At 61.5% G+C, this 12,540-nt stretch carries 14 protein-coding genes; 7 read left to right on the top strand and 7 right to left on the bottom strand.

All coding sequences use genetic code 11. From position 1 onward, the window contains the following. Both ACI2KA_RS10965 and ACI2KA_RS10960 read left to right on the top strand, forming a co-directional pair. The coding region (locus ACI2KA_RS10965) for a 4Fe-4S dicluster domain-containing protein (RefSeq protein WP_404501886.1) at window positions 1–224 on the top strand (224 nt) is incomplete at its 5' end. A gap of 334 nt (window positions 225–558) precedes the next feature. Continuing rightward, the gene (locus ACI2KA_RS10960; protein ID WP_404501884.1) at window positions 559–1,299 is read left to right on the top strand and encodes a pentapeptide repeat-containing protein; all 741 of its coding nucleotides are present in this window, start codon (window positions 559–561) and stop codon (window positions 1,297–1,299) included. Between the two features lie 90 nt (window positions 1,300–1,389). Here the strand turns inward: ACI2KA_RS10960 and ACI2KA_RS10955 are convergent, their stop codons facing one another. Further along, a complete protein-coding gene (locus ACI2KA_RS10955; protein ID WP_404501882.1) occupies window positions 1,390–2,406 on the bottom strand; it encodes a zinc-binding alcohol dehydrogenase family protein in 1,017 nt (338 codons plus the stop codon). A gap of 103 nt (window positions 2,407–2,509) precedes the next feature. Here ACI2KA_RS10955 and ACI2KA_RS10950 point away from each other — a divergent pair, with 103 nt between their 5' ends. Beyond that, window positions 2,510–2,899, top strand: a complete 390-nt coding sequence (locus ACI2KA_RS10950; protein ID WP_404501880.1) for a winged helix-turn-helix transcriptional regulator — start codon at window positions 2,510–2,512, stop codon at window positions 2,897–2,899. Window positions 2,900–3,019: 120 nt separating this feature from the next. Continuing rightward, a complete protein-coding gene (locus ACI2KA_RS10945) occupies window positions 3,020–3,856 on the top strand; it encodes an undecaprenyl-diphosphate phosphatase (RefSeq protein WP_404501878.1) in 837 nt (278 codons plus the stop codon). Between the two features lie 150 nt (window positions 3,857–4,006). Here the strand turns inward: ACI2KA_RS10945 and mgtE are convergent, their stop codons facing one another. After that, entirely contained in the window at window positions 4,007–5,383 is a 1,377-nt protein-coding gene (mgtE, locus tag ACI2KA_RS10940) for a magnesium transporter (protein ID WP_404501876.1), read from the bottom strand. Between the two features lie 283 nt (window positions 5,384–5,666). Continuing rightward, window positions 5,667–6,911 carry an MFS transporter gene (locus ACI2KA_RS10935; protein WP_404501874.1) on the bottom strand — a complete coding sequence of 415 codons (1,245 nt, stop codon included), beginning with the start codon at window positions 6,909–6,911 and terminating at the stop codon, window positions 5,667–5,669. Window positions 6,912–7,147: 236 nt separating this feature from the next. Between ACI2KA_RS10935 and ACI2KA_RS10930 the strand changes: the two genes are divergently transcribed. From ACI2KA_RS10930 to ACI2KA_RS10920, 3 genes are all read left to right on the top strand, one after another. Beyond that, window positions 7,148–8,056 carry a diacylglycerol/lipid kinase family protein gene (locus ACI2KA_RS10930; protein WP_404501872.1) on the top strand — a complete coding sequence of 303 codons (909 nt, stop codon included), beginning with the start codon at window positions 7,148–7,150 and terminating at the stop codon, window positions 8,054–8,056. 192 nt (window positions 8,057–8,248) lie between these two features. Continuing rightward, window positions 8,249–9,622 carry an aspartate aminotransferase family protein gene (locus tag ACI2KA_RS10925; protein WP_404501871.1) on the top strand — a complete coding sequence of 458 codons (1,374 nt, stop codon included), beginning with the start codon at window positions 8,249–8,251 and terminating at the stop codon, window positions 9,620–9,622. A gap of 65 nt (window positions 9,623–9,687) precedes the next feature. Beyond that, window positions 9,688–10,158, top strand: a complete 471-nt coding sequence (locus ACI2KA_RS10920; RefSeq protein WP_404501869.1) for an OsmC family protein — start codon at window positions 9,688–9,690, stop codon at window positions 10,156–10,158. Between the two features lie 237 nt (window positions 10,159–10,395). Here the strand turns inward: ACI2KA_RS10920 and ACI2KA_RS10915 are convergent, their stop codons facing one another. The 4 genes from ACI2KA_RS10915 to ACI2KA_RS10900 all read right to left on the bottom strand — a co-directional run bounded on the left by ACI2KA_RS10915 (window position 10,396) and on the right by ACI2KA_RS10900 (window position 12,515). After that, complete coding sequence (locus tag ACI2KA_RS10915; protein ID WP_404501867.1) at window positions 10,396–10,491, bottom strand: type II toxin-antitoxin system VapB family antitoxin; 96 nt, start codon at window positions 10,489–10,491, stop codon at window positions 10,396–10,398. Between the two features lie 59 nt (window positions 10,492–10,550). Beyond that, the gene (gene amn / locus ACI2KA_RS10910; RefSeq protein WP_404501865.1) at window positions 10,551–12,056 is read right to left on the bottom strand and encodes an AMP nucleosidase; all 1,506 of its coding nucleotides are present in this window, start codon (window positions 12,054–12,056) and stop codon (window positions 10,551–10,553) included. 92 nt (window positions 12,057–12,148) lie between these two features. Next, window positions 12,149–12,322, bottom strand: a complete 174-nt coding sequence (locus tag ACI2KA_RS10905; RefSeq protein WP_193559488.1) for a hypothetical protein — start codon at window positions 12,320–12,322, stop codon at window positions 12,149–12,151. 10 nt (window positions 12,323–12,332) lie between these two features. Then, window positions 12,333–12,515, bottom strand: a complete 183-nt coding sequence (locus ACI2KA_RS10900) for a hypothetical protein (RefSeq protein ID WP_404501863.1) — start codon at window positions 12,513–12,515, stop codon at window positions 12,333–12,335. Window positions 12,516–12,540 lie beyond the last annotated feature (25 nt).

Raw genomic sequence — 12,540 nt, 5'->3', positions numbered from 1 at the left:
TGGAATTGCAGAAGCGCTCCGAGCACGATGTCTATGCCGGTCCTTCGACACGGTATTGTCCGGCAGGCGTCTACGAATGGGTGGAGAAGGATGGCGAGGAGGTCTATGTCATCAACGCCCAGAACTGCGTGCATTGCAAGACCTGCGACATCAAGGACCCCAACCAGAACATCAACTGGGTCCCGCCGCAGGGCGGCGAGGGGCCGGTTTATGCCAATATGTGATGGCGCAGCTTAAACTCTCTCTCGTCATGCTCGGGCTTGTCCCGAGCATCCGTAACGGATTGATTTTACGAGACGTGGATGGATCCTCGGGTCAAGCCCGAGGATGACAGCGAGCGCGTTGGGACCGGTTGCGAGGCTGGGTCCCGTCCGGCATGATCGGCGTCTACGGCCCGCTTCCCCTCAGTATTTGTGGATTGCTCTTCGATTTCTTACATATAGGATGTTGGGGTGTTGTAGCATCGCGTCGCCCGTGGATTACGGGCGGTGAATGCAGTAACGCCTTGACTGTGCATATGGTCCTAGGTGCCGTCACCCGGCGACAGGGAGTGAAAGAATGTCCGGCTTTCAAAGGCTGAATATCGTGCGGAAGACGAGGTTTGGCGCGGCCGTGGCGGCGACGGTGGTTGCGGTCGTTTCGCTGAGCGGCGGTCCGCTGGTGGCCGCCAGCTGCCGCACCGATGCCATGGCCGGCATCGATTGGCGCGAATGCAACAAGCGTCTTCTGATGCTGGGCGGCAGCAATCTCGATTCGGCGATGCTGTACGGCACGGACTTCACCTATACCGACCTGCGCGGTTCATCGCTGAAGGGCGCCAATCTCGAGAAGGCCAAGCTCATCCGCACGGCGCTCGGCGCGGCGAACCTGCAGGGCGCCAATCTGACCAAGGTGGAAGCCTATCGCAGCGATTTTTCCGCCGCCGACGCCACCAATGCGAAATTCGTCAATGCCGAAATGCAGCGCACCAAATTCGAAAAAACCAAGCTTGACGGCACCGATTTCAGCAAGGCGGAACTCGGGCGCGCCGATTTCGAGGGCGCGTCGCTGAGCGGCTCGAAATTCTCCCTGACCAACCTGTCGCGTGCCCGCTTCGGCGGCGCCACGCTTGGCGGCCCGGTGGATTTCACCAGCGCCTTCCTGCTGCTGACCCGGATTGAGGGCGTCGATCTTTCCACGGCCACCGGCCTTGATCAGAAGCAGATCGATATTGCCTGCGGCGACGCCAAGACCAAATTGCCGAGCGGCCTTACCGCCCCGGCCTCCTGGCCGTGCCCGGAAGACCCGGACGACGATTGACGACAACGGCCGCGCGGTTTTGGCGCGCGGCGCGGAGATTGCCGGTAAATCGGGCATAAAACAGCCGCGAGGCGCGCGCCTCGCCGCGGATCAGAAGCCGGAAAGCACGATCTTGCCTTTGGCCTTGTTGCTCTCGATCAGGGCATGCGCCTTGATGAGGTTTACGGCGTTGATGGTGCCGAAAACCTCGGTCAGCGTCGTCTTGATCTTGCCGGCATCCACCAGTTGCGCGACGTGGTTCAGCAGCCTGTGCTGTTCGATCATGTCCGGCGTTTCAAAGACGGCGCGGGCAAACATCATTTCCCAGTGGATCGACACGCATTTGCGCTTGAAGGCCATGACGTCGAAACCGCCGGCCGGATCGTCGATCAGCGCAAAACGGCCCTGCGGTGCAATGGTCGCCACGCTGTCGGCGGCGTGAATGTCGCTATGGGTGGTGGAAAAAACGAAACCAGGTGCGCCAAGGCCCAGCGCCTCCACCTGTGGGGCGATCGGCTTGCCGTGATCGACGACGTGATGTGCCCCGAGGTCCCTGACCCATTCAATCGTTTCCGGTCGCGACGCCGTGGCGATGACGGTGAGGTCGGTCAGCGCCCGCAGAAGCTGGATGGCGATGGAGCCGACGCCGCCGGCGCCGCCGATGACCAGAATGGCGTTGGCCGCGCCCGGAACCGGCTCCTTCACCCGCAGCCGGTCGAACAGCGTTTCGTAAGCAGTGATGGCGGTCAGAGGCAGGGCGGCGGCTTCCTCGAAATTGAGCGATTCCGGCTTTGCGCCGACGATGCGTTCATCGACCAGGTGGAATTCGCTGTTGGAGCCGGGACGATTGATGACGCCGGCGTAAAACACCGCGTCGCCCGGACGGAACAGCGAGACCTTGTCGCCGACGGCCTTCACCACGCCCGCAGCGTCGAAACCCAGCACGCGGGTGGCGCCGTTCTCCGGTGACTGATTGCGGCGCACCTTGGTGTCGACCGGGTTCACAGAAACCGCCTTCACCTCCACCAGAATGTCGTGTCCTTTCGCCTCAGGCTCCGGCAGGTCGATATCGATGAGGGCGTCCGCAGCGGTGATGGGCTGGCTGGTCCTGTAACCGATGGCGCGCATGAACAGTCTCCTTTGCTTGTTTGCGTGCCTCTTACTTGATACATATGCGCATCGATCGCAAGAATGCACATTTTTTGACGATACATACAAAAAGGATACTGTGATGTCGCGACCGCGCGCCAAGCTCACCGGCAATTTTCCCGGTTGCCCGGTGGAATCGACCCTGAGTTTTCTCGACGGCAAATGGAAGGGCGTCATCCTCTATCACCTCATCAACGAGGGTACGCTGCGCTTCAACGAGCTGCGTCGCCACATTCCAAGCGTCACCCAGCGCATGCTGACCAAGCAGCTGCGTGAACTGGAGGAGGCGGGACTGATTTCCCGCACCGTCTTCCCGGTGGTGCCGCCACGTGTGGATTACGCGCTGACGCCGCTCGGCGAAACCATGAAACCGGTCATTTCGGCGCTGAAAAGCTGGGGCGACGCCCATGTCGTCTGCAAGAACGGCGCGAAATACACCCAGCTTCCGCAGGCTGCGGAGAAGGCGGCCTGAAAAATCACGGGTAAAACCACATGCCGCCACCAGGGCTTCGGATGGTGCGATGCAACATGGATTTGCCCTGATTGATGCATAATGCTGCCATCATGATTCGCAGCAGGGACATCAAAGCACATGAGCATGGGTTGGATGGAGGCCGGATTTCTCGGTCTTTTGCAAGGACTTACGGAATTTCTTCCGATTTCTTCAAGCGCGCATCTGAGGATTGCCGGGGAGTTCCTGCCCTCCGGCGCGGATCCGGGAGCCGCCTTCACCGCGATCACGCAAATCGGCACGGAAATGGCCGTTCTGGTCTATTTCTGGTCCGATATCATGCGGATCGCCGCCGCCTGGCTGCGGCAGAATCTTCGCCTCGGCCCTTATGACAAGGCCGATGCCCGGCTTGGCTGGCTGATCATCGTCGGTTCGGTGCCGATCGTATTTCTCGGCCTGTTCTTCAAGGATGCCATCGAACATTCGCTGCGCAACCTCTATATCACCGCCGTGATGCTCATTGTCTTCGGCATCGTTCTCGGCGTCGCCGACAAGATCGGTGAAAAACGCTACAAGCTGAACCAGCTGATCTGGCGCGACGGCATCCTCTTCGGGTTCGCCCAGGCCATGGCGCTCATCCCCGGCGTCTCGCGTTCGGGCGGCACCATCAGCGCCGGCCTGCTGCTCGGCTATACCCGCGAGGCGGCGGCGCGTTATTCCTTCCTGCTCGCCGTTCCCGCGGTTTTCGGCTCCGGCTTCTACCAGCTCTTCAAGAGCATCGGCGAGGACAACCCCGTCGGCTGGGGGCAGACGGGGCTTGCAACCCTGATCGCCTTCATCGTCGGTTATGCGGTGATTGTCGTCTTCCTCAAGCTGGTTTCCACCAAGAGCTACATGCCCTTCGTCTGGTACCGCGTGGTTATCGGCGTCATCCTGCTGGGGCTGTTGGGGACGGGCGTCATCAGCGCCGGCGGGTGAGGGAAGCCTTACTCGCCGTCATCCTCGGGCTTGACCCGAGGATCCATCGGGCGCCGTATTGTGGATCCTCGGGTCAAGCCCGAGGATGACGATGGCGAGATTTCGATTTGTAAAAGTAAGGCCCGCTCGTAAGAGCGGGCCTTTCGTCTTTCAAAGCAACGTCCCGCTCAAGATCACCAGCGCCACCGAGAAATAGATGACCAGCCCGCTGACATCCACCAGCGTGGCGACGAAGGGGGCAGACGCGCTGGCGGGGTCGAGCCGCAGGCGCTGCAGCACGAAGGGCAGCATGGAGCCGGCCAGCGAACCGAAGGTGACGATGCCGACCAGCGCTGCAAAGACCGTGGCGCCGACGAGCAGCCAGTGTTCGCCATAGTCGTAAAAGCCGGCCTGCTGCCAGACCGTGAGCCGCAGGAAGCCGATGGCGCCCAGAATGCAGCCGAGCGTCAGGCCCGTCGGGATTTCCCGGAGCAGCACCCGCCACCAGTCGGAGAGCTTCAGTTCGCCGAGCGCCAGCGCCCGGATGATGAGCGAGGTGGCCTGCGAACCGGAATTGCCGCCCGACGACATGATGAGCGGAATGAACAGCGTCAGCACCACGGCCTTTTCCAGCTCGCCCTCGAAATGCTGCATGGCGCTCGCCGTCAGCATTTCACCGAGGAAGAGCGCTGCGAGCCAGCCGGCGCGCTTGCGGATCATGTCCGGAAAGCCGATCGTCATATAGGGCTTGCCGAGCGCTTCCATACCACCGAACTTGTGGGCGTCTTCCGTGGTGTCGGCGATCATGGTGTCGATCACGTCGTCAACGGTGACGATGCCGAGAATATGCGAACGGTCATCGATGACGGGCAGCGCCAGAAGGTCGTGCTTGCGGATCAGCCGGGCGACATCCTCCTGCGACATCAGGGGGCTGGCGCAGACGATGCCTTCCTTCGATGCGACGGAGAGGATCGACGCGCCGGCTTCGCCGGTCAGCAGGCGGCGCAGCGTCACGACGGTGGAAAGCGTTCCGTCCTGTGCCAGTACATAGATGGCATAGACCGTTTCACGCGACCGCTCGACGACGCGGATGTGCGAAAGGGTCTGTTCCACCGTCCAGTCGTCTGGCACGCTGACGAATTCCGTGGTCATGATCGAGCCGGCTGTGCGCGGCGGATAACCCATCAGATGCTTGATGGAGAGCGCCGTCGTGCGGTCCAGCCGGGAAAACAGCTTGGCGCGCGGTTCTTCGGCCATTTCCGCCATGACGTCGGCGACACGGTCGTCGGACATCAGGTTGACGAAGCGGGCGGCCTGTTCGACCGGAATATCGGCGATGATGGCGGCGGCGCCATGCAGTTCCGGCCGGTCGAGAATGGCGACGGCCTTTGCCTGGGGCATGGCGAGGAGGGCGGTTGCGGCAGCGTTGACATCAAGCGTGTTGAGGTGCTCGACGCGTTCGGCAATGGTGGTGGAGGAACCGGCGTTTCCGCTACGAAGAAGACGTGCGGCCTTGCTGGCCCTCTGGGAGAGGTTGTGGAAGTTCATGATTGCTCACCTTTCCGTCGATTCGCCGATAGCGGCGAACGCGGTGGTGAGCCGACAGCGGTCGGATCAGTTCACGTTCGCCGGTCTCGGCAAAGGCAATCGACTGCTACTGTCGCTAGACATCCAATGATGCTCCGTTGAAATCCGCGCCGTGCTGATTGGCCTGCGCGTAAGGCCGTGTTGCGCCTGAAACCGAAAAGAGTCAAGCGCCTGATTGTGAAATTTCGGCAAGGTTGGTTGCAGCGTGTGCGGACCCCGGTGCTGCCGGTGAAAAACGGCGGCGTCACGCCGCCTTTTCACGCCGTTCGACGGTGACGGAAACGAGGAAAACGCCAAGCCCGAGCAGGGACAGAACCGCGCCGACATAACCCGTCGAGGCGTAACCGAAACCCATGGCGATGACGAGGCCGCCGAGCCAGGCGCCCAGCGCATTGGCGATGTTGAAGGCGGAATGGTTGGAGGCTGCGGCCAGCGTCTGCGCATCCTGCGCCACATCCATCAGCCGCGTCTGCACGGCCGGACAGGCGGCAAAACCGCAGCCGATCAGGAAGACGCAGAGGCACAGCATGAACGGGTCCTGCGCCGTCATGCCGAACACCGCCATGACCACCACGTTGAAGGCCAGCATGCCGCCAATCGTGCCGTTGAGCGAGATATCGGCAAGCCGCGAGCCGACCACATTGCCGACATTCATGCCGATGCCGAACAGCGCCAGCACCATGGAGACGGTGGAAACCGGCATCATCGCCACATCCGTCGTGGTCTTGGCGATATAGCTGAACACCGAGAACATGCCGCCGAAACCGACAGACGCGATGGCAAGCGTCAGCCACACCTGCACACGGCGGAAAGCGCCGAGTTCGCGCCACACGCTCGCACCTTCCTCCACCTTGTCCCGCGGCTGGAACAGCCAGAGCAGGGCGACGGTTAAAAGTGCGATGCCGCCGACCAGCATGAAGGCCGCACGCCATGACAGCAGCTGGCCGAAGAAGGTGGCGAGCGGCGTGCCGAGCAGGGTGGCGATGGTGAGGCCGAGCATGACGCGGCCGACGGCGCGGGCGCGTTTGTGGATCGGCGCCATCGAGGCCGCCACCAACGCAGCGACGCCGAAATAGGCGCCGTGCGGCAGGCCGGTGATGAAACGCAGCACGGTAAAGCTCAGGAAATCCGGTGCGACGGCGCTCAAGATATTGCCGGCCGCAAAAAGCCCCATCAGGCCAAGAAGCAGGGCGCGCCGCGTCATGCGCGCCGCAAGGACAGCAATGATCGGCGCGCCGATGACGACGCCGAGCGCATAGGCCGTGATCACATAACCCGCCTGCGGCACCGTCACGCCGTAGGTCGTGGCGACATCCGGCAACAGGCCCATGATGGCGAATTCACCAGTGCCGATGCCGAAGCCGCCGGCGGCCAGCGCCAGCTCGATCAGCGCGATGGCAAGCGGCGACAGGGCCACGGCAGGAGTATCCGTGTAAACGGTTTCATTCTCCGCTGCGGGGCGAATTTCGGAAATAGTCGACTGGCTCATGGTGACCTGAGAAGGGGGGAGGACCCCACAGAAAAAAGGGCAAGACCGTATGGGAGCGGTCTGCCCTGACTGGAGATGCGCGGTCATGAAAATGACCTTAAGTGATCCCTAACATGAAATGATGCGTTGCGGTAGAGCGATTCTCGGCAAAAGAGCATCTTCACGCGATGGTGTTCGGAACCCTATATGAAGCCAGGCATTTACGCGCGGTTGCCTCACAGGATCAGGTTGGAAACATGAAGCTCATCGCAATTTTCAATCGTGACGGCGGCACCTTTCGCACCACGGACATGGATGCCTATTGCGACCACGCCCGCACGGTGTTCACCCGGGCCGGACATGCGATCGATTGCCGCCTGGTCTCCGGAAAAGACATTGTCGAGGAAATGGAGCGCGCCGCCGAGGAGCCGGGTATCGAAGGCATCATTGCCGGCGGCGGTGACGGCACCATTTCGGCCGCCGCCGGCATCGCATGGAAACAGGGCATTGCGCTCGGCATCGTGCCGGCCGGCACGATGAACCTGTTTGCCCGTTCGCTGAAACTGCCGCTCGACATCCGCCAGGTGCTCGAAACTCTGGCGAATGGCGAAATCGCCAGCGTGGACATAGCCAGCGCCAACGGCCGCCTTTTCGTTCACCAGTTTTCCGCCGGCCTGCATTCGCGCATGGTGCGCTATCGCAACAATCTCGCCTTTGCCTCGCGTCTCGGCAAGATCAAGGCGAGCATCCGCGCGGCCATCAGCGTCATCCTCAATCCGCCGGTCTTCGAGGTGGAATATACCGTCAATGGCGAAACCCAGCACCGCAAGGTCTCGGCCATTTCCGTCTCCAACAATGAATTCGGCCAGAATTCGCTGCTGGTGGCGGATAATGTCTCCGGCGGCCATCTCGGTTTTTACCTCACCGATCCGCTGCGTCCCTCCGGTGTCGCAAAACTTGCCTTCGACATTCTGCGCGGCAGGCTGAAGGAAAACGCCGCCGTGACGGCCATGACCGTGACCGATGTGGAACTGCATTTCCCCAGGAAGCGCCACGATGTGCGCTGCGTCATCGACGGCGAATTGCTGCCGATGGAACGGGACGTGGCACTGGAGGTCCATGCCGGCGAGTTGAAGGTGTTGGTGGGACCGGCGTTTTTTTCATAGCGCACTGACGGCGTGCGTCTGGATCGGGTGATTGCCGCTTGTTTCTTCTGCCCGGCGGGGAGGAGAAACAACTGGCGTCCGTTCGCGCAATACCCCTGAAAACCACCAGCCTTGCCAAATCCAACCCGCCCGGCCATGTTCGGCGGGCGCGGCGGCGTGAGCGCCGTTGCCTTTATGGGAGTGCGATCTGTCATGAATGAAGTCTCCAAGCCGATGTCCAATCTCGCCGCCATCGATGCCGCCCATCACCTTCACCCCTTTTCCGACATGGGCAAGCTGAACGCCGCCGGCACCCGCATCATCGAGCGGGCCGAAGGGGTGTTTATCTACGACAGCACCGGCAAGAAATATCTCGATGCCTTTGCCGGCCTCTGGTGCGTGAATATTGGTTATGGACGCCGCGAGATTGCCGATGTCGTTCAGAGGCAGATGAACGAGCTGCCCTATTACAACGCCTTTTTCGGCACCACCACCCCGCCCGCGACGCTTCTGGCCCAGAAGATCGCGTCGCGCGCCGGGCCGAAGATGAACCATGTGTTCTTCACCAATTCCGGTTCGGAAGCCACCGATACCTGGTTCCGCATGGCGCGGGTCTACTGGAAGGCGCTCGGCCATCCGACGAAGACCAGGGTGATCGCACGGCGCAACGGTTATCATGGCTCGACAGTGGCCGGCGCCTCGCTCGGCGGCATGAAATGGATGCACGAGCAGGGCAACCTGCCGATCGAAGGCGTTGCCCACATCGGCCAGCCTTACTGGTATGCCGAAGGTGGCGATCTTTCGCCCGCCGAATTTGGCCTGAAAGTGGCCCGCGAACTGGACGCGAAGATCGATGAACTCGGCGAGGAAAACGTCGCCGCTTTCGTCGCCGAACCCATCCAGGGGGCGGGCGGTGTCATCGTGCCACCGGAAACCTACTGGCCGGAAATCGCCCGCATCTGCAAGGCGCGCAATATTCTTCTGGTGTCGGATGAGGTGATCTGCGGTTTCGGCCGCCTCGGCTCCTGGTTCGGTTACCAGCATTTCAGCGTGGAGCCGGATTTCGCCCCCGTCGCCAAGGGGCTGTCGTCCGGTTATCTGCCGATCGGCGGCGTCATCGTCTCCGATCGCGTGGCGGAGGTGATGGTGTCTGAAGTCGGTGACTTCAACCACGGTTTCACCTATTCCGGCCATCCCGTCTGCGCCGCCGCCGCGCTGGAAAACCTTCGCATCATCGAGGATGAGCAGCTGGTGGAGCGGGTGCGCGACGATATCGGCCCCTATTTCTCCGCGGGCTGGAAAAGCCTGACGGATCACGAACTGGTTGGCGAAGCTGTCAATGTCGGTCTGATGGGCGGCCTGCAGATAACGGCCGACAAGGCGACGCGCAGGCGTTTTGCCAAGCCGGACGACATCGGAACCGCCGTGCGCAACCATTGCCTGGCAAACGGCCTCGTCATGCGCGCCACGGGTGACCGCATGCTGGCCTCGCCGGCTTTGACTATCAGCCGGTCGGAAGTGGACCAGATCATAGAGACGCTGCGCAAGGGGCTCGACCACCTGCGCGATACGCGAGAGCATTTCTAGGAAAAGTGGACGCCGGTTTTCCGTTAGAGGAATGCGAAAAACGATTCCAAGGGAGGAATAAGCAAATGGCAGGACAGGAACATCATTACGCCGTGCAGGTGAAATGGACCGGCAATCGCGGCAAGGGCACGTCGGGTTACCGCGATTATGAACGCGACTACACGATTTCCACGCCGGGCAAGGCCGATATTGCCGGCTCCTCCGACCCCGCCTTCCGCGGCGATCCCGCCCGCTGGAACCCGGAAGACCTGCTGGTCGCTTCGCTCTCGGCCTGCCACAAGCTCTGGTACCTACATTTCTGCTCGGTCAACGGCATCATCGTTGAAGACTATGTCGACAATGCCGAAGGCACGCTGGTGATGGAAAAGGATGGCGCGGGGCAATTCAGCGAGGTGGTGCTGAAACCGGTTATCACCATCTCGAAGGGGGATGCCGCCCGGGCGGACGAACTGCACCATGATGCGCATGAGAAATGCTTCATCGCGCGCTCGGTGAATTTCCCGGTGCGGGTGGAGGGGACGGTGAAGGTGGTTTGATGGGCGAGTATGGTCCCAAACCCATAAGCTTGGCTGTTGACTGGATTTTCCGTCACCTGCCGTCATCCTCGGGTCAAGGCCCGAGGATGACGGAATAGAGATTTCTGGTTCATTCTCAGGAGCGCCAGATGTCATCCGTGTTCCAGCTATCCCGGATTTCATCGAGGTTGCCTTCCCAGCCAATTCCCCGCAATTCCTCAAGCGCGCGCCTCTGCCGGTTTATCCTGATAAATTCCCTCAAGGCCTTTTCAACCGCCGCTTCGGCGTGGAGAGGCCGGTTCGTTCCATGACCTCTGCGATCAATTCGTCATCAAGATCGATGGTTACCCGCATGGCAACGCCTCAAGGTGAATGAATCAACATCGACACCTTGAGGGCGAAGATGAGGGATATTATTGGAACGCCGTCTCGTAAAAGCTTCTGAGCTTGCGCGAATGCAGCGTTTCCGTCGGCATGGCGGCAAGTTTCTGCACGGCGCGGATGCCGATCTGCAGATGCTGGGCGACCTGCGTGCGATAGAACTCCGTCGCCATGCCGGGCAGCTTCAATTCGCCGTGCAGCGGCTTGTCGGAGACGCAGAGCAGGGTGCCGTAGGGCACGCGGAAGCGGAAGCCGTTGGCCGCGATGGTGGCCGATTCCATGTCGAGCGCGATGGCGCGGGACTGGGACAGGCGCTTGACGGGGCCGGCCTGGTCGCGAAGTTCCCAGTTGCGGTTGTCGATGGTGGCGACGGTGCCGGTGCGCATGATGCGCTTCAGCTCGAAGCCCTCGTAACCGGTGACTTCCGCGACAGCGCCTTCCAGCGCCAGCTGCACTTCGGCGAGTGCCGGGATCGGCACCCAGACCGGCAGATCGTCGTCAAGCACGTGGTCCTCGCGCACATAGGCATGGGCAAGAACGTAATCGCCCAGCCGCTGGCTGTTGCGCAGGCCGGCGCAATGGCCGACCATCAGCCAGGCATGCGGGCGCAGCACGGCGATATGGTCGGTGATCGTCTTGGCGTTGGAAGGGCCGACGCCGATATTGACCAGCGTAATGCCGGCATGGCCCTTTTTCTTCAGGTGATAGGCCGGCATCTGCGGCAGGCGGGCCAGCACGGCATCCGTCTCGGGCCTGTCGGATCCGGCCGGGGTGATGATATTGCCCGGCTCCACGAAGGCGGTGTAGCCTTCGCCGCCATTCTTCATCATCTGCCGCGCCCAGGCGGCAAATTCGTCGATATAGAACTGATAGTTGGTGAACAGCACGAAGTTCTGGAAATGGCTGGCGCTGGTTGCCGTATAGTGGCTGAGGCGCGCCAGCGAATAATCGATGCGCTGTGCGGTAAAGGGCGCGAGCGGCGCCGGTTCGCCCGGCACCTGGTCATATTCGCCATTGGCGATGAGATCGTCGGTATTGTTGAGATCGGGCGTATCGAACAGATCGCGCAGCGGCACGTCCGACAGCGACGAAGCCGCCGCCGCCTCGACATAGGCGCCTTCGCCGAAAGCGAAGTGCAGCGGAATGGGGGTGGCCGATTCCGAAACCGTGACCGGAACGCCGTGGTTCTTCATCAGAAGCCCCAGCTGCTCTTTCAGATAGTGCCGGAAAAGCTCCGGTCGGGTGATCGTCGTCGTATAGACGCCGGGGGCGGTGACATGGCCGTAGGACAGGCGTGAATCGACATGGCCGAAGGTGGCGGTCTCGAGGCTGACCTGCGGGTAGCAGGCGCGGTAGCGGCCGGTAATCGGCGCGCCCTTGGCAAGGTCGGTGAAGGAATTGATCAGGAACGCCGTATTGCGTTCGTAGAGCGCGCTCAAAGCCTCGACGGCCTGTTTCGGATCCGTGAATGTCTGCGGCGCGAAAGGCTCGGGGCTGATGAAGGTGAGGGGCGGAATCGTTCGTTTTTCTATTGTCATGGCCCATTATAAGAGGCCAATTTCGACAGGCAAGCGACAGAAATACGAAGAAACTGAAAAAGCGGCAGGCGTGAGGACGGTCGGCGTAAATCTCAGCCGAGCGCGCCACGCTGAAGGCTCATCAGCAGCACGAAACCGGCGCCCTTCGAGGCCGGGCGGGGATCGGCCTTATAAACCGCAAGCCCCGCGACCGGGCCGAGAAAGATCGAGGCCATCAGCACCAGCCGCAGGGCAGAGAACAGGCCGTTTGAGAAGGTGTTGGTCATCGGCCGCTCCTCAAAGTACGACGGGGCAATTGGCGGCGGGCGCCGGGCCGTGCTGGCAGGCAATTGCCGCCCCCGCATTCACCCGCTGGAAACTGCGGTTCGGATTGACGACGAGCGAAGCGAAGGACATGGCGAAGATCGCCATGAGAAACGCGAAGATTGCCAGCCGGCTTATCAGCTTTGCCATGTCCATTCCCCTTGTTGGAGTTGATGGACAG

The sequence above is a fragment of the Agrobacterium sp. NPDC089420 genome (assembly GCF_044900305.1).
Lineage (GTDB): Bacteria > Pseudomonadota > Alphaproteobacteria > Rhizobiales > Rhizobiaceae > Agrobacterium.
This window is presented reverse-complemented; position numbering and strand designations above follow the sequence as displayed.